This window comes from Sphingomonas sp., assembly GCF_035490575.1.
GTDB lineage: Bacteria > Pseudomonadota > Alphaproteobacteria > Sphingomonadales > Sphingomonadaceae > Sphingomonas.
The window spans coordinates 1-22,756 of record NZ_DATJLI010000056.1 but is presented as its reverse complement, the minus strand read 5'-3'; the positions used below and the strand labels follow the sequence as shown (position 1 = coordinate 22,756).

Annotated in this window: 23 protein-coding genes and 1 riboswitch; of the genes, 13 read left to right on the top strand and 10 right to left on the bottom strand. The window is 66.4% G+C overall.

What is annotated here, in order from left to right:
• The first annotated feature begins 78 nt into the window (after positions 1 to 78).
• Together VL973_RS03865 and modA are read left to right on the top strand one after the other, a co-directional pair.
• The gene (locus VL973_RS03865; RefSeq protein WP_325282711.1) at positions 79 to 462 is read left to right on the top strand and encodes a phasin family protein; all 384 of its coding nucleotides are present in this window, start codon (positions 79 to 81) and stop codon (positions 460 to 462) included.
• Positions 462 to 1,241 carry a molybdate ABC transporter substrate-binding protein gene (gene modA, locus VL973_RS03860; protein ID WP_325282710.1) on the top strand — a complete coding sequence of 260 codons (780 nt, stop codon included), beginning with the start codon at positions 462 to 464 and terminating at the stop codon, positions 1,239 to 1,241. The genes VL973_RS03865 and modA overlap by 1 nt, the downstream gene beginning before the upstream one ends.
• Here modA and VL973_RS03855 read toward each other — a convergent pair.
• A complete protein-coding gene (locus VL973_RS03855) occupies positions 1,238 to 2,707 on the bottom strand; it encodes a hypothetical protein (protein WP_325282709.1) in 1,470 nt (489 codons plus the stop codon). The two genes, modA and VL973_RS03855, sit on opposite strands and share 4 nt — an antisense overlap.
• A gap of 2 nt (positions 2,708 to 2,709) precedes the next feature.
• Positions 2,710 to 3,897, bottom strand: coding sequence for a retropepsin-like aspartic protease (locus VL973_RS03850; protein ID WP_325282708.1), 1,188 nt, complete (start codon positions 3,895 to 3,897; stop codon positions 2,710 to 2,712).
• A 210-nt stretch (positions 3,898 to 4,107) separates the two neighbouring features.
• A riboswitch (glycine riboswitch) is annotated at positions 4,108 to 4,200 on the top strand.
• A 174-nt stretch (positions 4,201 to 4,374) separates the two neighbouring features.
• Between VL973_RS03850 and gcvT the strand changes: the two genes are divergently transcribed.
• The 4 genes from gcvT to gcvPB are packed head-to-tail and all read left to right on the top strand — an operon-like array spanning position 4,375 to position 8,902.
• Positions 4,375 to 5,559, top strand: a complete 1,185-nt coding sequence (gene gcvT / locus VL973_RS03845; protein ID WP_325282707.1) for a glycine cleavage system aminomethyltransferase GcvT — start codon at positions 4,375 to 4,377, stop codon at positions 5,557 to 5,559.
• Entirely contained in the window at positions 5,556 to 5,927 is a 372-nt protein-coding gene (gene gcvH / locus VL973_RS03840; protein ID WP_325282706.1) for a glycine cleavage system protein GcvH, read from the top strand. The genes gcvT and gcvH overlap by 4 nt, the downstream gene beginning before the upstream one ends.
• 42 nt (positions 5,928 to 5,969) lie before the next feature.
• Entirely contained in the window at positions 5,970 to 7,328 is a 1,359-nt protein-coding gene (gene gcvPA, locus VL973_RS03835; protein ID WP_325282705.1) for an aminomethyl-transferring glycine dehydrogenase subunit GcvPA, read from the top strand.
• Entirely contained in the window at positions 7,325 to 8,902 is a 1,578-nt protein-coding gene (gcvPB, locus tag VL973_RS03830) for an aminomethyl-transferring glycine dehydrogenase subunit GcvPB (protein WP_325282704.1), read from the top strand. The genes gcvPA and gcvPB overlap by 4 nt, the downstream gene beginning before the upstream one ends.
• A 40-nt stretch (positions 8,903 to 8,942) precedes the next feature.
• Here the strand turns inward: gcvPB and wrbA are convergent, their stop codons facing one another.
• Positions 8,943 to 9,545 (bottom strand): NAD(P)H:quinone oxidoreductase, encoded by a 603-nt coding sequence (wrbA, locus tag VL973_RS03825; protein ID WP_325282703.1) that lies wholly within the window; start codon positions 9,543 to 9,545, stop codon positions 8,943 to 8,945.
• A 95-nt stretch (positions 9,546 to 9,640) separates the two neighbouring features.
• Positions 9,641 to 10,339, bottom strand: coding sequence for a pirin family protein (locus tag VL973_RS03820; RefSeq protein WP_325282702.1), 699 nt, complete (start codon positions 10,337 to 10,339; stop codon positions 9,641 to 9,643).
• A gap of 122 nt (positions 10,340 to 10,461) precedes the next feature.
• Between VL973_RS03820 and arfB the strand changes: the two genes are divergently transcribed.
• Positions 10,462 to 10,887 carry an alternative ribosome rescue aminoacyl-tRNA hydrolase ArfB gene (gene arfB / locus VL973_RS03815; protein WP_325282701.1) on the top strand — a complete coding sequence of 142 codons (426 nt, stop codon included), beginning with the start codon at positions 10,462 to 10,464 and terminating at the stop codon, positions 10,885 to 10,887.
• A gap of 150 nt (positions 10,888 to 11,037) precedes the next feature.
• Here the strand turns inward: arfB and VL973_RS03810 are convergent, their stop codons facing one another.
• Complete coding sequence (locus VL973_RS03810) at positions 11,038 to 11,748, bottom strand: SDR family NAD(P)-dependent oxidoreductase (RefSeq protein WP_325282700.1); 711 nt, start codon at positions 11,746 to 11,748, stop codon at positions 11,038 to 11,040.
• Between the two features lie 30 nt (positions 11,749 to 11,778).
• A complete protein-coding gene (gene purF / locus VL973_RS03805; RefSeq protein ID WP_325282699.1) occupies positions 11,779 to 13,236 on the bottom strand; it encodes an amidophosphoribosyltransferase in 1,458 nt (485 codons plus the stop codon).
• 139 nt (positions 13,237 to 13,375) lie between these two features.
• Here purF and VL973_RS03800 point away from each other — a divergent pair, with 139 nt between their 5' ends.
• Genes VL973_RS03800 through VL973_RS03780 form a run of 5 tightly spaced genes read left to right on the top strand, consistent with a single transcriptional unit; the run spans position 13,376 to position 16,780 of the window.
• Positions 13,376 to 13,624 carry a DUF7218 family protein gene (locus VL973_RS03800; protein ID WP_325282698.1) on the top strand — a complete coding sequence of 83 codons (249 nt, stop codon included), beginning with the start codon at positions 13,376 to 13,378 and terminating at the stop codon, positions 13,622 to 13,624.
• 31 nt (positions 13,625 to 13,655) lie between these two features.
• On the top strand, positions 13,656 to 14,018 hold the full coding sequence (hisI, locus tag VL973_RS03795) for a phosphoribosyl-AMP cyclohydrolase (RefSeq protein ID WP_325282697.1): 363 nt from the start codon (positions 13,656 to 13,658) through the stop codon (positions 14,016 to 14,018).
• Positions 13,996 to 14,499, top strand: coding sequence for a hypothetical protein (locus VL973_RS03790; RefSeq protein ID WP_325282696.1), 504 nt, complete (start codon positions 13,996 to 13,998; stop codon positions 14,497 to 14,499). Before hisI ends, VL973_RS03790 begins: the two co-directional genes overlap by 23 nt.
• Positions 14,500 to 14,530: 31 nt before the next feature.
• Positions 14,531 to 14,965 (top strand): MerR family transcriptional regulator, encoded by a 435-nt coding sequence (locus VL973_RS03785; protein WP_325282695.1) that lies wholly within the window; start codon positions 14,531 to 14,533, stop codon positions 14,963 to 14,965.
• 12 nt (positions 14,966 to 14,977) lie between these two features.
• Positions 14,978 to 16,780 carry an acyl-CoA dehydrogenase C-terminal domain-containing protein gene (locus VL973_RS03780; RefSeq protein WP_325282694.1) on the top strand — a complete coding sequence of 601 codons (1,803 nt, stop codon included), beginning with the start codon at positions 14,978 to 14,980 and terminating at the stop codon, positions 16,778 to 16,780.
• Positions 16,781 to 16,805: 25 nt separating this feature from the next.
• Here the strand turns inward: VL973_RS03780 and VL973_RS03775 are convergent, their stop codons facing one another.
• From VL973_RS03775 to VL973_RS03760, 4 genes are all read right to left on the bottom strand, one after another.
• Positions 16,806 to 18,092 carry a cell wall hydrolase gene (locus tag VL973_RS03775; protein ID WP_325282693.1) on the bottom strand — a complete coding sequence of 429 codons (1,287 nt, stop codon included), beginning with the start codon at positions 18,090 to 18,092 and terminating at the stop codon, positions 16,806 to 16,808.
• 63 nt (positions 18,093 to 18,155) lie between these two features.
• Positions 18,156 to 19,076, bottom strand: coding sequence for a cysteine synthase A (gene cysK, locus VL973_RS03770; RefSeq protein WP_325282692.1), 921 nt, complete (start codon positions 19,074 to 19,076; stop codon positions 18,156 to 18,158).
• On the bottom strand, positions 19,073 to 20,401 hold the full coding sequence (locus tag VL973_RS03765; protein ID WP_325282691.1) for an MFS transporter: 1,329 nt from the start codon (positions 20,399 to 20,401) through the stop codon (positions 19,073 to 19,075). Before VL973_RS03765 ends, cysK begins: the two co-directional genes overlap by 4 nt.
• Before the next feature lie 68 nt (positions 20,402 to 20,469).
• The gene (locus VL973_RS03760) at positions 20,470 to 21,678 is read right to left on the bottom strand and encodes an ATP-binding protein (RefSeq protein WP_325282690.1); all 1,209 of its coding nucleotides are present in this window, start codon (positions 21,676 to 21,678) and stop codon (positions 20,470 to 20,472) included.
• Between the two features lie 156 nt (positions 21,679 to 21,834).
• Between VL973_RS03760 and VL973_RS03755 the strand changes: the two genes are divergently transcribed.
• Complete coding sequence (locus VL973_RS03755) at positions 21,835 to 22,701, top strand: glycine--tRNA ligase subunit alpha (protein WP_325282759.1); 867 nt, start codon at positions 21,835 to 21,837, stop codon at positions 22,699 to 22,701.
• The last annotated feature ends 55 nt before the right edge of the window (positions 22,702 to 22,756 follow it).

Here is a 22,756-nt window from a genome sequence, read left to right as displayed (position 1 = left end):
CATCGGAACCTAGACGCCGATGGCGCGTCGGGCCAGTGACGCGCGGTGACGGCGCGCATATGCGGGAGCGACTTTACCATGGCGAAGAATCCGAACGAAGCGATCGACCAGGCGAATGACGCAGCCAAAGCAGGCATGGATCATGTCGGCAATGCGGCGCGCGAATCGGCCGATCAGATGCAGGCAGCGGGCGAGCGGATGAAGGCAACCGCTGATTCGATGACCAACGCCGGCTCGCAACTGGGCCTCAAGATGCTCGATCAGGCCGAAACCAACACGCGCGAGGCGTTTCAGGCGATGCGCGCCGCCGCGCAGGCCAGCGACGTCTCCGACGTGATGCGTATCCAGAGCGAATATATGCGCGAACAGGGCGGCCGTGCGGTGTCGCAGGCGCGCGAGATCAGCGAGATGATCGCCGAGTTCGGTCGGCAGGCCATGGGCCAGATGACCGGCCGTCGTTGATGCGATCGGGGCAGGGGCGCGCGCGACGCCGCGCCCTGTCCCTTTTCATCGGTCTCGCGGCGGTTTCGACGATAACGCCTGCGGTCGCGCAGGACCGTCCGTTGGTGCTGGCGGCAGCCAGCCTTCAGGAAGCGCTGGACGAGGCGGCGACGCGGTTTTCGCGCGGTGCGGCCGATCGTCCGCGCCTGTCCTTCGCCGGGTCGTCCTCGCTCGCGCGCCAGATCATGTCGGGCGCGCCTGCCGACTTGTTCATCTCCGCTGACGAAGCGTGGATGGATGCAGTAGAGCGAAGCGGCGAGGTTGCCCCCGGCACGCGTGCGGCCATGGCGGGCAACCGACTGGTATTGATCGCACCTGTCGACCGGCAGGTGGCGGCGCGTTCGGGCGCCGATATCCTGCGCGCCCTGGGGTCTGGTCGTCTGGCGATGGCGGACCCCGATGCGGTGCCGGCGGGACGCTATGGCCGGGCTGCGCTTTCACGGTTCGGGATATGGAACGCGGTCGCACCCAGGGTCGCGCGCGCGGAAAATGTGCGGGCGGCACTGGCGCTGGTCGAACGCGGCGCGGCGACGCTCGGCATTGTTTATGCAACCGACGCCATGGCGTCACGGCGCGTGCGAATCGTCGGCACCTTTCCCCGCGCCAGCCATCCGCCGATCCGATATCCGATCGCGCGGCTCAAGCGGTCGAACAGCACGCGCGCGGAGGCGTTTCGCCGGTTCCTTCTGTCAGTCGATGGGCAGGCCATCCTGCAAAAGCACGGTTTCTCAAACACCTAATGCTCGAACCTCAGATCACGCCTGAGATAGATTACGGTGTCCCATTGTCCGCGCGGCGTCGTCCACACGCGCCGATAATCGCAGCGCAGCGCCTGTTTGACCGCGCGCAGGCTCTGTCGGTTCCAGATCGCCAGTTCACGTGTCGATGTGACGATCACGGGCGGGCGCCGGCGCAGGATGCGGCGCACCTCGGCGGCCTCGTCGATGCCCATCGCGCCCTGCTCGGTTGCATAGGCAAGCATGTTGGGAAAGGCATAGGGTGTCGGCACGCAGGTGTCGGCCAGACGATAAGTGATCGTGTCGCCGATAAAGACATAAGGGCAGTCGCCACGCGCGTTCAGCCGCACGAGCCGCGCCGCCTCCCGCGCCCCCGCCGCGTCATCGGGAATGAAGGCGCGCTCGGCCAGGAACAGTAGCAGGCCAAGGCCCAGCGCGCCGATGGCGGCGCGCGGACGGCGGCCGAATGTGGTGGCGGACATCACCGTCAGCGGGGCGATCAGGGGCAGTGCATAGTGGTCGAAGAAGGTGCCGATCGCGATGAAGCCGCCCACCGCCGCGACCAGCCACCCGGCGGCCAGCATCAGCACCGGCGGGGTCGGGCGCGGGCGCAGCCGCCACGCCAGCAGCGAACAGGCGATCAGCGGCGATAACTGGGCCGCGATCCCCAGCAGCCGCATCGCCACTTCGTCGGCGGGATAGGGCGGCCGTAAAAAGATCGAGCTGAAATTGGCGAACCAGAACGCCGAAAACGCGGCTGGTCCCATCGCGGCATAGGAAAGCGCGGCAATGCCCGTCGGGGCCAGCCCGGCGGCCAGGAACAGCATTGCCGCAAGCGCCAGTCGTCCCGGACGAGCGCCCGAACGCCGTAGCCACCACAGATGCGCCAGTCCGACAAACGCGCCTTCGACGGCGGCGGTGTATTTGAGCTGGATGGCGATGCCGCCCAACAGGGCCGCCGCCAGTCCCGATGCCACCATCGAGCGACGCCGCCCATCCGCCGCCAGCGCGGGTAGCTTCAACGTCAGCAGCAACGCGATCGTCACCGGCAGGTTATAGAAAACCGGCGCCTGCCCGCCGCGACCGCCCAGCACCGACAGCCAGACGAGATAGGCGATCGCGGCGACCATCGCTCCGCGCGGGCTGGCGCCGACGCGCAGGGCGGCAAGGCGAATGACGATCGCGGTGGCGGCGGCCGCCATCGTCGCCATCACCTGATACGCCGCGATGCCGTCGCCTGGCAGCATCGCGGGGATTGCATAAAGCAGGAACAGACCCACCGGCTTGCGGTCCCACAGGTCGATGAACGGCACCGCGCCGTTCCAGATGCGCGCGCCGACCAGCAGATAATATTGCTCGTCGACATGGATGACCGGATTGCCGAAATCCCACACCCGCAGCGCCAGCGCCGCTAGGCTCAAGACGATCGCCGGCAACAGCCGCCGCCGCGCGTCGGGCAATTGCAGCATGGTCAGTAGAACTGGCGCAGCGTCAGACGACGTTCGGTGCCGTCGCACATGCCGAACCGGACGACCCGGCCCGGCGCGCCCGCCGACCAGCCGGTGTCGACACTGCCGCCATCGGGCATCGGCACCGGGTTTCCATCGACGGTGCAGATCTGGTCGCGCGCGTTCCAGCCCGCTTGTGCCGCCGGGCTGCCGCGCATGACATGCAGCACCGCCAGCCGGCCATTGTCATATCCGACCAGCAGGCCGCTGGTCGATCGCACCGGCGGCTTGGCGGCGTCCGCTCCCGGCTTCAGGATCATGTGCCCCGCACGGGCATCCATCAGCACGCGGTATCGCTGGAACAGCCCGTTGCCGATTCGCCCGGCGGTGCGCGTCTGGTCGGAAAAGCCGCCCTTTGCCTCGATACGGGTTTCGACCGGCGCGGGTGGCAGGGTGCCCAGCCGGACATCGGGCAGGATCGCCATTTCGGTCTCCACCGGGCCGCCCAGACCAAAGGCGATGGCGGTCGTCACGGTGCGCGGCCGGATGCGCGCGGACGCCCATGCGGACCGCGACAGGGTGAGCGCGGCACCGTCGCCGGTATCCACGATCAGCGGGCGGAACCGCGACCGGCCGACCGCGACCGCACTGGTGAACACGCCGGTGCCGGGTAGCCGGGACAAGGACGCGCGCGCGCCGGTAAAGGGCACCCGTCCGCTCGCCAGCATCCGAAATCGGCGGTTTTCGTAATCGATATCGATCGCGCAGCAGCTCAGCATGTCGCTGCCGATCAGCAGGTCGACCGGCTGCGCGCTGCCGGTGGCGATGGCCGACAGGTCGACAATCGCCAGCCGGGCGTTCGGTTGCGTGAAGGCGCCCATCGTGACGCGCTCGACCCGCGTCCAGCCCAGCGGCACCGCGCCGCCGACCGCATCCGCGCGTTCACCGCGCGACGGCTCAAGCTTTAGCCCCGCCCGGCTGGCGAACAGGCGTGAGGCGACGCTGGCGCTGACCCCGGTGTCAAGGATCGCGCTGGCGCGGCTGCCGTCGACCATCATGTCGAACCGGATCTGGTTGCCGGGCGTCAGGTCAAAGGCGACCCATCGATTCTCCGCATCGGCCGCAAGCGCGACTTGGCCGTTCGTCTGTGCGTCGGACGCAGCCGATATGGTCAGCAGAAGGGGGGCACAGAAAAGCAGGTTCCAACGCACGACCGCACGCCTAGCGCGCCTTGTCGCGTTAGGCGAGTGCGTTGGCAGGCGGGCGCAAGGTCCTGTGGTGACTGATGCACCGGTGCAACGGACAGCCTTCCGCCACGGGCTTTGGGCCGGTTTTCAAACGCAGCCCATGATTTGGCGAAAGCACGATTGACAGTGATGCTGCGGCGCGACAGTGTTTTCGTGTCGTCGTCGGGCAACCGGCGGACACGCGCGGGAGAGTGCGGGTCGCAAGGTCCGCCACCGAAGGAGCAACCGCCCCGGAATCTCTCAGGTGCAAAGGACCGCGCGGGTCTTGCGATACTCTGGAAAGCGGCACCGGTGTTTCCGGCGCCCACCGAAGGGGTAACCCCGGCTGATGCCCGGGGGAAAGCTCTCAGGTTCCCGTGACAGAGGGGGCGATGCGGATACACGGTCATGATATGACCATGGAACTGCGTCGGTTTCACCTTGTCGTCACAGGAGCCTTGCTTGGCCGATCATCTGACCGAAGAAGAAATCGAAGGCGAAGCGCCGCCCGTGCTGACGCTGCCGCTGGACGAGTGGCACCGGGAACATGGTGCGCGAATGGTCGAGTTCGCCGGCTATCATATGCCGATCCAGTATGATGGCATCATGGCCGAACATCTGTGGACGCGCGAATCGGCGGGCCTGTTCGATGTCAGCCATATGGGTCAGTTGCGGATCGACGGACCCGGCGTGGTCGACGCGCTGGAATCGCTGTTGCCGGCCGATGTTGCCGGGCTGGGCGCGGGGCGGCAGCGTTACTCGCTGTTGCTGGCCGATAGTGGCGGCATCCTGGACGACTTGATGTTGGCGCGCCTGCCCACCGACCACCCGTTCGGTGAGGTCGAGGATGGCGAGCCAGCCTTTTACATGGTCGTGAACGGCGCGACCAAATGGGACGATCTGGCGCATCTGCGCGAAGGGCTGGACGACGCGATCAACCTGAACCTGCTGGACGAACGCGCGCTGCTGGCGTTGCAGGGACCAAAGGCGGTCGATGCGCTGGAGCGGCTGGTTCCGGGCGTCGCGGCGCTGGGCTTCATGACGGCGGCGGCGTTCGATTGGCGCGGCACGGCGCTGTGGATCAGCCGATCGGGCTATACCGGCGAGGATGGCTTCGAGGTTTCGGTGGCGGCTGACGATTCCGTGGCGCTGGCACAGGCGCTGTGCGCCGAGCCGGAGGTCAAGCCCATCGGCCTTGGCGCGCGCGATTCGCTGCGGCTGGAGGCCGGGTTGCCGCTCTACGGCCACGACCTGGATGAAGAAACGACGCCGGTTGCCGCCGACCTTGGCTTTGCCCTGTCCAAGCGGCGGCGCGAGGGCGGCGGCTTTCCCGGTGCGGAACGGGTGCTGGGTGAGTATGTAACCGGCGCGGCTATCAAGCGCGTCGGCCTTATTGTGGAAGGGCGCCAGCCCGTGCGTGAAGGCGCGACGGTAGTTAATGCCCATGGCGCGACGATCGGGCGCGTGACGTCGGGCGGCTTTGCGCCCAGCGTGGGCCAGCCGATCGCCATGGCGTTCGTGCCCGCCGAACTCGCCGCACCCGGCACCGCCATCATGCTTCAGCAACGGGGCAAGCCGCACGCCGCGACGGTCGCGGCCATGCCCTTCGTTCCCCATCGTTACATTCGCAAGGGAGTGTCAAAGTGACCCGTTACTTCACCGACGAGCATGAGTGGATCGAGGTTGACGGCGACACCGCGACCGTCGGCATCACCGATTACGCGCAGGGCCAGCTTGGCGACATCGTGTTCGTCGAAGTGCCCGAAGCGGGCCGCGATGTGACCAAGGGCGGTGAAGCGGCCGTGGTCGAGAGCGTCAAGGCCGCCAGCGACGTCTATGCTCCCGTCAGCGGCACCGTGGTCGAGGGCAATGCCGCGCTGGCCGACGATCCGTCGCTGGTGAACAGCGATCCCGAAGGGACCGGCTGGTTCTTCAAGCTGACGCTTGCCGATACCGGTCAGCTCGACGGGCTGATGGACGAAGCCGGTTACAAGGATTTTGTCGGCAAGCTGTGATTTCGCGATGCCCCGCCGATCGCGGCGGGGCCGGAGACAATGATGCGTTACCTGCCCCTTACCGATGCCGATCGCGGCGACATGCTGGCCGCGATGGGCGCCCCCTCGATCGAGGCACTGTTCGAGGATGTGCCCGTCCATGCGCGACAGCCCGGCCCGATCGCCGGATTGCCGATGCACGCCAGCGAACTGGCGGTCGAACGGCACATGACCGCGCTTGCCCGCCGAAACCTGGTTGCGGGCGAGGTGCCGTTCTTCCTGGGCTGTGGCGCCTATCGCCATCATGTGCCTGCCAGCGTCGATCATCTGATCCAGCGCGGCGAGTTCCTGACCGCCTATACGCCCTATCAGCCGGAAATCGCGCAGGGCACGCTACAAATGCTGTTCGAGTTCCAGACGCAGGTCGCGCGCCTGTTCGGCACGGATGTGGCCAACGCATCGATGTATGACGGGTCGACGGCGTGCTGGGAAGCGATCGTCATGGCGCGCCGCGTGACGCGCCGGGCAAAGGCGATCCTGTCGGGCGGCCTGCATCCGCATTACGTCTCGGTCGCGAAGACGATGGCGAAATATACCGGCGACGTGCTCGACACCCGCCTGCCCGACCTGTCGGCAACGCCGGACACCGCCGACCTGATCGACGCGATCGATGATGAGACGTCGTGTGTGGTCGTGCAATATCCCGACATTCTGGGCCGCATCGGCGACCTGTCCGAACTGGCGGCGGCGTGTCAGGCCAAAAAGGCGCTGCTGATCGCCGTCGTCACCGAACCCGTGGCGCTGGGCGCGATCCGCTCGCCCGGCGAAATGGGCGCGGATATCGTGGTGGGCGAGGGGCAGTCGCTGGGCGTCGGCCTGCAATTTGGCGGGCCTTATGTCGGGCTGTTCGGGTGCAAGGACAAATATGTCCGCCAGATGCCGGGCCGCTTGTGCGGGGAGACCGTCGATGCAGAGGGCAAGCGGGGCTTCGTGCTGACGCTGTCGACGCGCGAGCAGCATATCCGGCGTGAGAAGGCGACGTCGAACATCTGCACCAATTCCGGCCTGTGTGCGCTGGCCTTTTCCGTGCACATGACGCTGCTGGGCGAAAAGGGGCTGCGCGGGCTGGCCGAGGTCAATCATTTCGCTGCCAGCGCGGCGGCGGAGCGGCTGGCGAAGGTGCCGGGTGTCGAGCTGGTGACGCCCGGCTTCTTCAACGAGTTCACGCTGAAACTGAACCAGGAAGCGCGGCCCGTCGTCCGCACGCTGGCCGATCGTCAGATTCTGGCGGGGGTGTCGCTGGGTCGCCTGTATCCCGGCGTCGAGGCGCTGGAGCGCGGGCTGGTCGTGGCAGTGACGGAGACGACGACGGCGGAGGATGTCGAAACCCTTGCCGCCGCGCTTGAGGAGGTGCTGGCATGAGCGCGATCAACCAGAGCGGGTGGAAGCCCGAAATGCAGTCGGTCGAGGGCGGCGCGGCCGGCGCGACCCGCACCGGCAACCGGGCGCTGATGCTTGAGGAAGCGCTGATCTTCGAGATCGGCAGCAGCGAGACGACCGGCGTTGATCTGCCCCAAGTGCCCGCCGCGAACAGCCGTCTGGGTAGCTTGGCCCGGACCGCGCCGATCGGCTTGCCTGGCCTGTCCGAACCCGAAACCGTGCGGCATTACACACGCCTCAGCCGCCAGAATTATGCCATCGACCTGGGCCTGTTTCCGCTGGGTTCGTGCACGATGAAGCATAATCCGCGCCTGAACGAGAAAATGGCGCGGCTGCCCGGTTTCGCCGACATTCATCCGCTGCAACCCGTCGATACGGTGCAGGGCGCGCTGGGCGTCATCAACGAACTTGCCTTCTGGCTGATCGAGCTGACCGGAATGCACGGCGTCGCGATGAGCCCGAAAGCGGGCGCGCATGGTGAGCTGTGCGGCATCCTTTGCATCAAGGCAGCGCTGGAAGCGCGTGGGGAGGGTGGCCGCAAGGTCATTCTGGTCCCCGAAAGCGCGCACGGGACCAATCCGGCAACGGCGGCGTTCGCCGGCTTCACCGTCGAGAACATCCCGGCGACCGATGCGGGCCGCGTCGATACCGACGCGCTCAAGGCGCGGCTGGGACCCGACGTGGCGGGGGTGATGATTACCAATCCCAACACCTGCGGCCTGTTCGAACGCGATCTGAAGATCATCTCCGATGCCGTTCATGACGCAGGCGGTTACGTCTATTGCGACGGGGCCAATTTCAATGCGATCGTCGGGCGCGTGCGCCCCGGCGACCTGGGCGTCGATGCGATGCACATCAACCTGCACAAGACCTTTTCCACACCCCATGGCGGCGGCGGGCCGGGGTCGGGACCGGTGGTGCTGTCGGAAGCGCTGTCGCCGTTCGGTCCGCTGCCCTTCACCGCGCGCCACACTGACGGACATATCCAACTGGTCGAGGAGGAGACCGCCGGGGAGGATCATCCTGACAGCTTCGGCCGGATGACCGCGTTCCACGGCCAGATGGGGATGTTTACCCGCGCACTGACCTATATCCTCAGCCACGGGGCCGATGGGCTGTATCAGGTGTCGGGCGACGCGGTGCTCAACGCCAATTATGTGCTGCGCCGGCTTGAGGGCGTGCTCGACGCGCCATTCGCCGGGAGCGGCCCGTGTATGCACGAGGCGCTGTTCAGCGACGAAGGCTTCCCGGCGGGCTTCTCGACGCTCGACGTGGCAAAGGGACTGATCGACGAGGGATTCCATCCGATGACGGTCTATTTCCCGCTGGTCGTTCACGGCGCGATGCTGGTTGAACCCACGGAGACCGAGTCAAAGGCCGCGCTCGACCAGTTCATCGATGCGTTCGCGTCGGTGGCTGAGCGGGCCAAGGCAGGTGACGCCAGCCTGAAATCCGCGCCACATTTTGCGCCGCGCCGTCGCCTGGACGAGACGCTGGCCGCGCGCAAGCCCGTGCTCGTGTGGAAGGAACCGGCAACGGCCGAGGCGGCCGAATAAAGGAAAGGGGGCGGCCCGATGAGCCGCCCCCATTTTTGCATCAGGCGAAGAGCCTGGTCGCCGTTTCCGCGACCCGCTTGCCCTGATAGCGCGCGCCGTCGAGTTCGACGGCGCTGGGCATCCGGCTGCCATCGCCGTCGGCGATCGTTGTCGCCCCATAAGGCGAGCCACCCTTGACCTCGTCCACGCCCATCTGGCCGGCGAAACCATAATCCAGACCCACCACTGTCATGCCGAAATGCAGCAGGTTGGTGATGAGCGAGAACAGCGTCGTTTCCTGCCCGCCATGCTGGCTGGCGGTCGAGGTAAAGGCCGCGCCCACCTTGCCGTTCAGGGCACCGCGGAACCACAGGCCGCCGGCCTGGTCGAGGAACGATGCCATCTGGCTGGACATCCGGCCGAACCGCGTCGGACTGCCGATGACGATCGCGTCATAATCGGCGAGTCGTTCGACGCTTTCGATGACGGCGTGGGTGTGATCCGACTTGAACCCGGCGGCCTGCGCGACTTCGGCGGGGGCGGTTTCGGGCACGCGCAGGATGTCGACGGTCGCACCGCCCGACCGCGCGCCCTCGGCAACCGCGTCGGCCATTTGCGACATGTGTCCGTAGGATGAGTAATAAAGAACCAGAACCTTGGTCATCAGCGTGTCTCCTGTCTTGAAAGGGTCGGGGAAAGGCCGGGGGGGGGTCTTTCCCCGTCCGACGCCCGCATAAGGGCGGGCGGGTCGAAAAAAGGTCAGTCGGCGTCGACCAGGACCAGTTCGGCATCCTCGATCGCGCGGATGACATAGGCCCTGCCGCCCGACAGCGCCGCGCCGTCGCGCGCGTTGAACGAAACGCCGTCGATCTCGATTGCACCGGTCGCGGGCACCAGATAGGCGTGGCGGCCCTCGCCGACTTCATGCTCGACCTGTTCGCCGGCCCTCAGCGTCGCGCCCATGACGCGCGCATCGGCGCGGATGGGGAGCGCATCGCCATCCTCGGCAAAGCCGCTGGCGAGCGTGACGAACCGGCCCGAACGATCGTCTTTGGGAAAGGGCTTTGCACCCCAGCTCGGCGCGCCGCCCGCGCGCTTCGGTTCGATCCAGATCTGGAACAGCGTCGTGGTTTCCGGCTCCAGATTATATTCGGCGTGGCGCACCCCGGTGCCCGCCGACATGACCTGAACATCACCCGCGCCCGTGCGGCCCTTGTTCCCCATCGAATCCTGATGGGTGATTGCCCCGGAGCGGACATAGGTGATGATCTCCATGTCGCGGTGCGGGTGCGGGGGAAAGCCGCTGTTCGCGCCGATCTCGTCATCATTCCAGACGCGGATCGAACCCCAGCCCATGCGGGCAGGGTCGTGATAATTGGCGAACGAGAAATGATGTCGCGCGTTGAGCCAGCCATGGTCGGCATGACCCAGCGTTTCGAATGGTCGTTTGTCGATCATCGGAACCTCCTTGATTGACGCCAAGATAGGGGGCCGACGGTCAGACGAAAATGGAAACCATGGAAACCTATCGTTTCCCAAAACCCGCTCCGCTGCCCATGTCCGGTCTGGCAAGGAGGGACATGGCCCGCATTTCCGTCACCCGCGCGATTTCGATCGACTCAAGCGAACTGGTCGAGAGCTTCACGCGCGCCGGCGGGCCGGGTGGCCAGCATGTGAACACCACCGACAGCGCGGTGCAATTGCGCTTCCATGTCGCGGCATCGCCCAACCTGCCCGAACGGGTGAAGGCGCGGCTGGCCGAACTGGCGGGCAGCCGGATGACGCGTGAGGGCGTGCTGATCCTGCGCGGTGACGGCGCCCGGTCACAGGAAATGAACCGACGCGACGTGCGCGAACGGTTGATCGCGTTGATCCGCGAAGCGACGATCGTGCCCAAGGCGCGCCGCGCGACAAAGCCGACCCGCGCGTCCCAGACGCGGCGCGTCGATGGGAAGGCGCGGCGTGGCGCGATCAAGAGCGGGCGGGGCCGCGTGCGACCCGAATGACAGGCATCGGTTGCACAAGTTGCAATCGCAACCGTTCCTTTCGCACTTGCACAATTATGCGCTGCACCGCAAAAAGAACCTGCCTTTCAGGCATCCTCTCCTAAAACTTTTCAGGCCGATCCGCTTGCCGGGTCGGCCATTTTTTTTCGTTCAGTCGACGCGGATGCGGGTGTTGGCGTCGAAACCGGCGACCGCCAGTTCGGCGATGCGTTCCGCGACCGTCTCCGGCGGCTTGACGCTGGCCGGGTCTTCGCCGGGATAGGCGCGCGCGCGCATTTTGGTGCGGGTGGCGCCCGGGTCCACGATCGCGGTGCGGATCCTGGTGATGTTCCGCATTTCCTCGCCATAGCTGGCGAGCAGCGTTTCGAACGCCGCCTTGGACGCGCCATAGGCACCCCAATAAGCGCGCGGCGCGAGCCCGACGCTGGACGTGACACCGATCACGCGCCCGCCATCGCTATGGCGAAGCAGCGGGTCAAAGGATGCGATGAGCGCGGCCTGTGCGCTGACGTTCAACGTCATCAGCGTGGCAAATTCCTTCATGTCGATTGCCGGAACCGCCGCCAGCGTCCCCAGCATCCCGGCGTTCAGCACCAGGATGTCCAGCGCGTGCCACCGTTCGGACACGGCGGTCGCCAGCCGGGCAACCCCATCGGTTTCAGTCAGGTCGAGCGGCGCGATGGTTGCCGATCCGCCAGCCTCGTAAATGCGCTCCTCGACTTCTTCCAGTCCGCCGGCGGTGCGCGCGGTCAGCACCACATGCGCGCCGCGTGCGCCAAGCGCGATGGCGGTCGCCGCGCCGATCCCGCGCGAGGCGCCGGTGACGAGCGCGATCCGGCCCGAAAGAGGCGTGTCGGTCATGTCAGTCCTGTCGTTGTTGATTGAAACGGGTCAGCCGACGCGTTCTTCGAGCATCGAGAATTGCTCGACCGTGCCGCGTTCGTCCTGATCGGTCAGGCTGGTGGGGTAATCACCCGTGAAACAGGCGTCGCAATGGCTGGGGCGGATATCGGCGCGCTTGGCCTCTCCCAGCGCCTTGTAAAGGCCGTCGATCGACACGAACGCCAGACTGTCGGCGTGGATGAAATCAGTCATGCCGTTCACGTCGAACTTGGCGGCGAGCAGCTTGGCGCGTTCGGGCGTGTCGACGCCGTAGAAGCAGCTGTGCCGCGTCGGCGGCGACGCGATCCGCATATGCACTTCCCTGGCGCCGGCTTCGCGCATCATCTGCACGATCTTGAGGCTGGTGGTTCCGCGCACAATCGAATCATCAATAAGGACAACGCGTTGACCCTGGATCAGTGCACGATTGGCGTTGTGCTTGAGCTTGACGCCCAGATGGCGGACCTTGTCGCCGGGCTGGATGAACGTCCGCCCGACATAGTGCGAACGGATGATGCCAAGTTCAAACGGGATGCCCGACTGTTGCGCGTAACCGATCGCGGCGGGCACGCCCGAATCGGGAACCGGGATGACCAGATCGGCCTCCACCGGCGCTTCGATCGCCAGTTGCGCGCCGATATTCTTTCGCACCGAATAAATTGAGCGTTCGTCGACGATCGAATCGGGGCGGCTGAAATAGACATGTTCGAAAATGCACGGGCGTGCCGGAACGGGCTTGAACGGCCGGATCGACCGGACCTGACCGTCCTGCACGATCACCAGCTCACCCGGATCGACCGCCCGCTCGAACTCGGCCCCGACCACGTCCAGCGCGACGGTTTCGGAAGCGAAGATCACCGAATCGCCCAGTCGCCCCATCACCAGCGGGCGAATGCCCAGCGGGTCGCGGCAGGCGATCATGCCCTCGGGCGTCATGCAGATCAGCGAATAGGCGCCCTCGACCCGCCTCAGCGCATCGATGAACTTGTCGAGCAGCGAGCGATAGCTGGACGTCGCGACCAGGTGGATGATGACTTCGGTATCGCTGGTCGACTGGAAGATCGAGCCGGAGCGGACGAGATCGCGCTTGAGGCGAAGCGCGTTCGAGATGTTGCCGTTGTGCGCGATGGCGAAACCGCCGCTGGCAAGATCGGCGTAAAGCGGCTGGACGTTGCGAAGCGCGGTTTCACCGGTGGTCGAATAACGGACATGGCCGGCGGCGGTCATGCCGGGCAGCGCGCGGATCACTTCGTCGCGGTCGAAATTGCCCGCGACATGCCCCATCGCGCGGTGGGTATGAAACTGCGTCCCGTCGAAGGTCGAAATCCCCGCGGCTTCCTGTCCCCGGTGCTGGAGGGCATGGAGACCCAGTGCGACCAGTGCCGCCGCGCTTTCGGCGTTCGCGACGCCGAAAATGCCGCACTCCTCGCGAAGATGGTCGTCGTCGAACGGATTGGTGGTCAGCATGCGCCCGGTGCTTTCCGATAATCGAGGGAATCGTTTGGCGCGCATATAGGCACGCCGGGCGCGTTTGTCGCCCCGTTGTCACAAATGCAACGGAGCGCCGCCCCCGATCGGGCGTTCAGCGATAAGAAGGAGACGGATGATGGCCAAGGACCATGGCAGCTCGATCAAGGACGACAAGCTGTATGAGGACCTCCGCAAGGACGGCGCTTCCAAGGAGAAGGCGGCGCGCATCGCCAATGCGAAGGCTGGCGGCACGCTCGACCATGAATCGACCCGGCTGGAGGATCGCACGCGTGACGCGCTTTACGATCAGGCCAAGGAGATCGGCATCGAAGGCCGGTCGGACATGACCAAGGACGAACTGGTCAAGGCCATCCGGGAGCATTGAGCGGTGGCCTCGGTCCCGCTAGGGCGATGGCATGGCCGACCAACGCGATACCGGGCTGCTGCTCGACCCGAAATATGATGCCGCCGGGCTGATAACCGCCGTCGCCACTGACGCGGCGACGGGTGACTTGCTGATGGTCGCGCACATGAATGCCGATGCGCTCGCGGCGACGCTGGCGATGGGCGAGGCGCATTTCTGGTCGCGCAGCCGCGCGCGATTGTGGAAAAAGGGCGAGACATCGGGCCATGTCCTGCGCGTCCGCGACGTGCGGATCGATTGCGATCAGGATTCGGTATGGCTGATCTGCGATCCCGCCGGACCGGCCTGTCACACGGGCGCGCGCAGCTGTTTTTATCGGCGAGTGACCGGCGATGCGCTGTCGCCGCTGGATTAGCGCCGCCGCGCTGCTGCTGTCGGCGTGTGGCGGCGGCGCGGATGCGCCCGTGGCCGATGATGAGGCCCGACTAGAAGCGGCCGCCATCGCACGTGGACTGGTGCGCGAAGCGGCCGATGCGCCGCTGACCGGGTTGTTCGTTCGCGACAATGACCGGATGTGCCTGATCGAACAGGGCGCGGGTGCGCGCATCGGGATCGTCAGCGATTATGACGGCGGCGGCGCTTGTGCGGCCGCGGGGGCTGCGATCCGCAACGGCGGTGGCGTGCGGATCACGCTGGGGGCGGCTGGCGATTGCACCTTCGATGCAGCCTTTGACGGCAATCGCATCGCTTTTCCGGCGCGCCTGCCTGCCGGCTGCCGCCGTTTTTGCAGCGCACGCTCATCGTTGAGCGCGGTGTCGGTCACGCGCCTGTCCGACAGCGCGGCGGAAGCGGCGGCGCTGCGCGACAATCGCGGGCGGCTGCTCTGCGACGGTTGACGCTTACGTTAAGGGCAACTATTTTGCCCGGATGCTTACGACCGCCGCCACGCATGAGGCACTCGCCCCGATCGAACCGCGTCACGACCGCGACGCTTTTTCGATTTCCGATCTGTGCGCCGAGTTCGATGTCACGCCGCGCGCGCTTCGTTTTTACGAGGACGAAGGCCTGATCGCGCCCGAACGGCGCGGGCTTCAGCGCATCTATTCGCACCGCGACCGTGCGCGGCTGGCCTGGATCCTGCGCGGCAAGCGCGTCGGCTTCAGCCTGGCCGAGATTCGCGAGATGATCGACCTTTACGATATCGGCGACGGCCGGCGCATCCAGCGGCAGGTGACGATCGAGAAGTGCCGCGCCCGCATCGCCACGCTGGACGCGCAAAAGCGCGACATTGATGCCGCGATCGCCGAGTTGAACGACTTTCTGGCCGTGGTCGAAGCGGCCGAAGACAACAAGAACGACTGAGAGGATCCCGCCATGCCCCAATATACCCCGCCGGTTCGCGACACGCGCTTCATCCTCGACTACGTCGTCGGGCTGGAACGCCACGCCAATCTGCCTGGTTTCGCCAACGCCACGCCCGACATGGTCGATGCGGTGCTGGAGGAAGGCGGGCGCTTCGTTGCGGAGGTGCTGTTTCCGCTCAACCAGGTCGGCGACCAGCAGGGTTGCACGCGCCATGACGATGGCAGCGTCACCACGCCGGAGGGGTTCAAGGCAGCCTATGACCAGTTGCGCGAGGCGGGCTGGATGACATTGGGCGCGCCCGAGGAATTTGGCGGGCAGGGGATGCCGCACACCGTCTCGACCGCGTTCGAGGAATATATGATCTCCGCCAACATGGCGTTCGCCATGTATCCCGGCCTGACCCACGGCGCGATCGCCGCGCTGATGGCCAAGGGGTCGGACGCGCAGAAGGCGATGTATGTGCCCAAAATGGTGTCGGGCGAATGGGGCGGGACCATGAACCTGACCGAGCCGCATTGCGGCACCGACCTGGGCCTTATCAAGACCAAGGCCGAACCGCAGGGCGATGGCAGCTATTCGATCACCGGCACCAAGATCTTCATCTCGTCGGGCGAACACGACCTGACCGACAACATCATCCATCTGGTGCTGGCCAAGACGCCGGGCGCGCCCGACAGTTCAAAGGGCATCAGTCTGTTCGTCGTGCCCAAGTTCATCGTGAACGATGACGGCTCGCTGGGCGACCGCAACGCCGTGTCGTGCGGTTCGATCGAGCACAAGATGGGCATCCACGGGAATTCGACCTGCGTCATGAACTATGACGGTGCAAAGGGCTGGCTGGTTGGCGAGGAGATGAAGGGGCTGGCCGCGATGTTCATCATGATGAACGCTGCACGCCTGGGCGTGGGGCTGCAGGGACTTGGCGTGGCCGAAGTCGCCTATCAGAACGCCGTGCACTACGCCCGCGACCGTCGGCAGGGCCGTGCGCTGACCGGTGCGGCCGAGCCGGAGGAAAAGGCCGATACGCTGTTCGTCCATCCCGATGTGCGCCGCATGTTGATGGAGGCCAAGGCGCTGACCGAAGGCCTGCGTGCGCTGTGTCTGTGGGGCGCGTTGCAGGTCGACCTGTCGAACAAGGCGCCCGATGACGGCGAGCGGCAGATGGCCGACGACCTCATCAGCCTGTTGACCCCGGTCATCAAGGGTTACGGCACCGACAAGGGATATGACATCGCGACCAACGCACAGCAGGTTTACGGTGGCCATGGCTACATCGCCGAATGGGGCATGGAGCAATATGTCCGCGATGCGCGGATCGCCATGATCTATGAAGGCACCAACGGCGTTCAGGCGATGGACCTGGTCGGGCGCAAGCTGGCCCAGAATGGCGGCCGCGCGGTGCAGGCGTTCTTCAAGCTGGTCGGCGACGAGATCGCGGCGGCAAAGGGCGACGAAGCCTCCGCCGACTTTGCCGGGCGGCTGGAAAAGGCGCTGGGCGACCTGCAGGCCGCGACCATGTGGTTTCTGGCAAACGGCATGAAGAACCCCGAACATGTCGGTGCCGGGGCGCACAGCTACATGCATCTGATGGGTATCGTCGCGACAGGGCTGATGTGGCTGCGGATGCTGCGCGCGGCTGCGACGGGGCTGGCCGCCGGCGACGGCGATGCGAAGTTCCTGAACGGCAAGGTTGCGACCGCGCGCTTCTATGCCGAACGCATCCTGCCCGATACCGGCGCGCTGCGCCGCAAGATCGAGGGCGGGGCGGAGGCTGTCATGGCGATCGAGCCGGACATGTTCCTCGCGGCCTGATCGGAAACCAAACCGGCGGCGTGCCTTATTCGGGCGTCGCCGGGAGTTGTATCCGGGGCGGCGATGCCGATGGTCGTCGCCGGACGCCTGCCAGCCCGCCGGACGGGGGCGTATCGGCAAGCGTGTCACGCCCGGTCGAGTGCGGCAGGATGCGCGGCTTCATGCAGTCGCCGGGGCTGGCGCGCTTGAACCGGGCGCAGTCCCACAGCGCCTTGTCGAACCCCGTCCGGCGATCGCGCAGATAGCTGAACGCCAGCGCCTGGATCCGGCGTGCGTCGGCGGGTAGCGCGGTTGGGGTATCCGCGCGATCGCTCCACGCCATCAGCTTGCAATAGGGCCGCGTCCCGCACGCCGCGAGCGCCATTGCCGCCCAGTCGGCAGGTGACAGGCGCGGGTCGAGCGTCACCAGAAACAGGTCGGGGTCGCCCGCCGTCGCTTCGGGCACGGCATCGGCGATTACCGGGGGCTGGGCAGCGCCCTCACCGATATTCCCGGCGCCGTTCGCGCCCGAATGGGATGGCGCGATGCCGTTCAGCCGGGTGATCCGCGGCTCTTCCGCCAGATAGCGGCCCCGGAATGCGCCCGGCGTGCCCCACCAGCCGGTCCAGCGAAAGAACAAATGTCCCTGCACCGCGCTCACCTTGTCAAGGCTCGCGCTCCAATAGGGGACGACCCATTCGGTGTGATAATGCGTCGACATGCCCACCGATTTGTCGACGTGCCCGGCCAGCGCGGCATCGGCCACATCGCGCGCGCGACCCCATGCCGCGTCGCTGTATCGCCGTGCCAGCGCGCCGTCGCATGTGAAGGTGAACTGGCAGCCCGTCCGACGCTCGGCGCCCTGAAACACGACGCCGCATATGGTCTTGGGAAAGGCCGGATGACGGACACGGTTCAGCACCACCTGCGCCACGGCGCGTTGCCCCACCGGCTCGTCTCCGGCTTCGTAAAGGAGCGCCGCGGCCAGACAATCGGTGGCGCGCGCGATGCTGTCGGCACCGCCCACAATGCGAAACGGCCGTGCGCCCAGTTTCGGCGCGGTCGAGAAGGGGACCGAGGCATTGATCGCGCGCGCATCATCGGGGGCGACCGGGACGAACAGCGCCGGTTCGACTGGCGGCAGCACCGCGGGGGGCACAGCCTTAACAGGTGATGGCGAGACCCGGTGCCGCTCCACCGGAACGATGCGGGGCGCATTGATGACGATCAGCAATGGCGCAATCATCGCCACAAGCGCCAGCGCCACCAGCATCGCACGAAGCGGTCGGGCAAGCGCGATCGGCTGCGCGGTTTGCGACGTCAGGTCATGCATGGGTGAAGCCCGGTCAGCGGCCCCATGCAACCCGGTTCGCGGGTCACACGCGGCGCCGCCGCCTCATTGCTCCGGCAGGAAATCGGGGACCGACAGATAGCGCTCACCCGTGTCGTAGTTGAAGCCCAGCACCCGCGACCCGGCGGGCAGTTCGCCCAGCTTGGTCGCGATCGCCGCCAGCGTCGCGCCCGACGAGATGCCGACCAGCATCCCTTCCTCGCTTGCCGAACGCCGCGCCATGTCCTTGGCCGCGTCGGCGGGCACACGCACTACGCCGTCGATCGACTGGGTATGCAGGTTGGTGGGGATGAATCCCGCACCGATGCCCTGAATGGGGTGCGGGGCCGGCTGCCCGCCCGAAATCACAGGGGAGGCATCCGGCTCGACCGCGAACACCTTGAGGGCGGGCCAGTGCTTTTTCAGTTCCTCCGCAACGCCGGTGATATGGCCACCGGTGCCCACGCCCGTGACGATGGCGTCGATCGGCGCGTCGCGAAAGTCGTTCAGAATCTCCTGCGCGGTGGTGCGGACATGCACGTCGATATTGGCCGGATTGTCGAATTGCTGCGGCATCCAGCTATCGGGCGTTGCAGCCACAATCTCGGTCGCACGCTCGATCGCGCCCTTCATCCCCTTTTCACGGGGAGTCAGGTCGAAACTGGCCCCGTAAGCCAGCATCAGGCGGCGGCGTTCGATCGACATGCTTTCCGGCATGACCAGGATCAGCTTGTAACCCTTGACCGCCGCGACCATCGCCAGCCCGACGCCGGTATTGCCGCTGGTCGGCTCGACGATGGTGCCGCCGGGTTGCAGCTTGCCGTCCCGCTCGGCCGCTTCGATCATCGCCAGCGCGATGCGGTCCTTGATCGAGCCGCCGGGGTTGGAGCGTTCGGACTTGATCCACACCTCTGCCGTGGGGAACAGGCGGTTCAGCCGGACATGCGGCGTGTTGCCGATGGTCGCCAGGATCGAATTGGCCTTCATGCGCTCTTCTCCTCAAGCGGTGGGAATTCCAGCGTTTCCGGTGGGTCGAAACTGCGCGCGGCACGCAGTTCGGGAAACAGCCGGTCCCAGTATAGCGTCACCAATATGGCCAGTGCGCCGCCGCCCGCAACCGCCAGCACCGGGCCGAGCGCGGCGGCGAGAAAACCCGAGCGCGCCTCACCCAGTTCGTTCGAGCCGGAGACGAACAAGGTCGATACCGCACCGACCCGCCCGCGCATCGCGTCGGGCGTATAAAGCTGGATCAGCGATTGCCGGACATAGACCGATACCATGTCGGTCGCACCGATCACGAACAGTGCGACCAACGACAGTGCGACGGCGGGCGCAAGGTCGCTGCCGACCGCCGACGGGCCAAGGACGGGCACCAGCACCGGCGCCGCCAGTCCGAACACCACCGTCGCGGCACCGAAGCCGACGACGGCCAGCAGCATCTTGCCGCCGACATCGCGTTTCAGCGGACGCCACGCGAACCAGGCGCCCACCGCCACCGCGCCCAGCGCCGGGGCCGCGCGCAGATGGCCCAGCCCCTCGGCCCCGACCATCAGGATGTCGCGGGCGTAGATCGGCAGCATCGCGGTCGCGCCGCCCAGCAGCACCGCGAACAGATCAAGGCTGATCGCGCCCAGCACCAGCCGGTTGCGGCGCACATAATGCAGGCCGTCGACCATCTGCGCCCATGGATTGCGCGCGCCGGTGATCGTCGCGCGCGGGGTCGGATGGATAAACAACAGGCACAGAAACGCCAGCGCGAACAGCCCGGTCGATGCGGCATAGGCGCCCCAGTCAGCGGCGGCATACAGATATCCGCCCATCGCCGGGCCGATGACCGAACCCGATTGCCACGCCAGCGACGACAGCGCGATGGCGGTGGGCAATGATGCGGCAGGCACCAGATTGGGGGCCAGCGCTTGTAGCGCGGGGCTGGCGAACGCGCGCGCGACCCCCAGCAGCGCGGCGACCGCGAACAGGGCAGGCAGGGTAATCGCGTCGGTATAGGTCAGCCATGCGAGCACGCCCGCGCACCCCGCCTCCAGCGCGACCGATGCGCGGGCGATCCAGCGGCGGTCCATCCGGTCGGCGGTCCAGCCGGTGATGAGGCTGAGGAACAACAGCGGCACGAACTGCGCCACGCCGATCAGGCCGAGCTGGAATGCCGCCGCCTGTATGCCCATCGTCTCACGCGCAATGTCATAGACTTGCCAGCCGATGACGATGACCATCGCCATCTGACCCAATGTGCTGGTCAGGCGGGCGATCCAATAGGCACGGTAACTGGGGATGGACAGGGGATGCGGCGCGGACATGCTGCAGCGATTGGAACCACATCGCCGCGACTGCAAGGCGAGATTGCGTTTGCGCCGCCGCAGCAGCGCTATCGGCTGGCGGGCAACAGGACCGTGACGATGGTGCCGGTGCCCGGCGTGCTGACGATGTCCAGCCGCCCGCGATGCCGCTCGACGATATGCTTGACGATCGACAGGCCCAGGCCCGTGCCCCCCGCCGCCCGGCTGCGGCCCGAATCGACGCGATAGAATCGCTCCGTCAGGCGCGGCAGATGTTCGGGCGGGATGCCGTCGCCCTCATCCCGCACGGTCAGGCGCACCATCGGCCCGCCGTCGTGGATCAGCTCGACCGTGACCGGCGTGTTCGGGCGGCCATATTTCAGCGCGTTGCCGATCAGGTTGTGCAGCACCTGGCTCAATTGCGCGCGGTCGCCGCGCACGGGCGGCGCATCGGCCACCGCCGTCACCAGATCGCCCGCGCGCCGGTCGGCGATGCTCGACACCTCCGCGCGGACTTCCTCGACCAGATCGCCCAGCCGCACCGTCTGGTCGGGTTCGCGATATTTCTCCGCCTCGATCCGCGACAGGCTCATCAAGTCATCGACCAGCCGCCGCATTCGGGTTGCCTCGCCGAACATGATCTTCAGGAAGCGGTCGCGGATTTCGGGATCGTCGCCTGCGCCCTCGCGCAGCGTTTCGATGAAGCCCAGGATCGACGCCAGCGGCGTCCGCAGTTCGTGGCTGGCATTGGCGACGAAATCGACGCGGATGCGGTCGGCGGCATAACTGCCCGTGCGGTCGATCAGGTGGACGACGCGCAGGCTCGGTCCCGCGCGGCGCACATGCATTTCCCAACGCTGCTCGCGCGTGCCCAGTCCGACCAGATGGATCGGCTCGTCGTCGCCGCTGTCCGGCCCGGCGGTCAGCCGTTCGGCGGCGGCGGGGTGGCGGATGGCGAGGCGTACATCCTCGCCCAAGATATGCTGGCCCAACAGTGCGCGGGCGGGCGAATTGGCGCGCACGACGCGGCGGTCGGCAACGATCAGCACGGGTTCCACCACCGCTTCGATCACGTCGCTGATAAGCGGTTCGGCGGGCAGGGCCGGCGCGGGCGGCGGCGGCGCGGTTTCCGCCGCGTCGTCGGACACGGTGCCCAGCGCCACCAGCACGGCGGCGATGGCGCCGACCATCGCCACGACGATCGCGTTGGCATCGCTGCCGATGATGAGCGCGGCGGCGCCGCTCGCCACCGCGATGCCCAGCGCAACCCCTGCGCGAATCGCCCGTTCCCCTGCCATCGTCCGATCGCGTAACCGATCGCGGCAGTTTTGTCCCCGGTCGCTGCCGTTATTGACCCCCGGCACCGCCTCCGCCAAGGGAAGCGGCCATTCCCATTCATCCAACGCGAAGGTTTTTCGGTGTCCGACAACACCCAGCCGATGAGCTTCCAGCGCATGATCCTGACGCTCCATGATTATTGGAGCGCGCGGGGCTGTGCCATCCTCCAGCCCTATGACATGGAAATGGGGGCGGGCACCTTTCACCCCGCCACCACGCTGCGCGCGCTGGGACCGGAACCGTGGAACGCCGCCTTCGTCCAGCCGTGCCGCCGACCGACCGACGGGCGATACGGCGAAAATCCCAACCGGCTGCAGCATTATTACCAGTATCAGGTGATCCTGAAGCCCAGCCCGGCGGATTTGCAGGAACAGTATCTGGGGTCGCTGGCGGCGATCGGCATCGATTTCGCCATGCACGACATCCGCTTTGTCGAGGATGACTGGGAAAGCCCGACGCTGGGCGCATGGGGCCTTGGCTGGGAAGTGTGGTGCGACGGGATGGAAGTCACCCAGTTCACCTATTTCCAGCAGATGGGCGGTTTCGATTGCAAGCCGGTCGCGGGTGAGCTGACCTACGGGCTTGAACGGCTGGCGATGTATATCCAGAACAAGGACAGCGTTTACGACCTGGCGTTCAACGACGCGGGCGTGAGTTACGGCGACGTGTTCCTCGAAAACGAACGCCAGATGTCGACCTGGAACTTCGAGGTCGCCAATACCGACAGCCTGTTCGACCAGTTCAGGAAGCACGTCGCCGAATGCGAGAACTCGCTGGACGCCAACCTGCCGATTGCCGCCTATGAACAGGCGATCAAGGCCAGCCATGTGTTCAACCTGTTGCAGGCGCGCGGCGTCATCTCCGTCGCGGAGCGTCAGGCCTATATCGGCCGTGTCCGCGATCTGGCCAAGGGCAGTTGCCAGAAGCAGATCGAGAAGATGACACCCCAGTGGCAGGCACGTTTCCCGGAGTGGTCGCTGTGACCGATTTTCTGCTTGAGCTTCGTTCGGAGGAAATCCCCGCCCGGATGCAGGATCG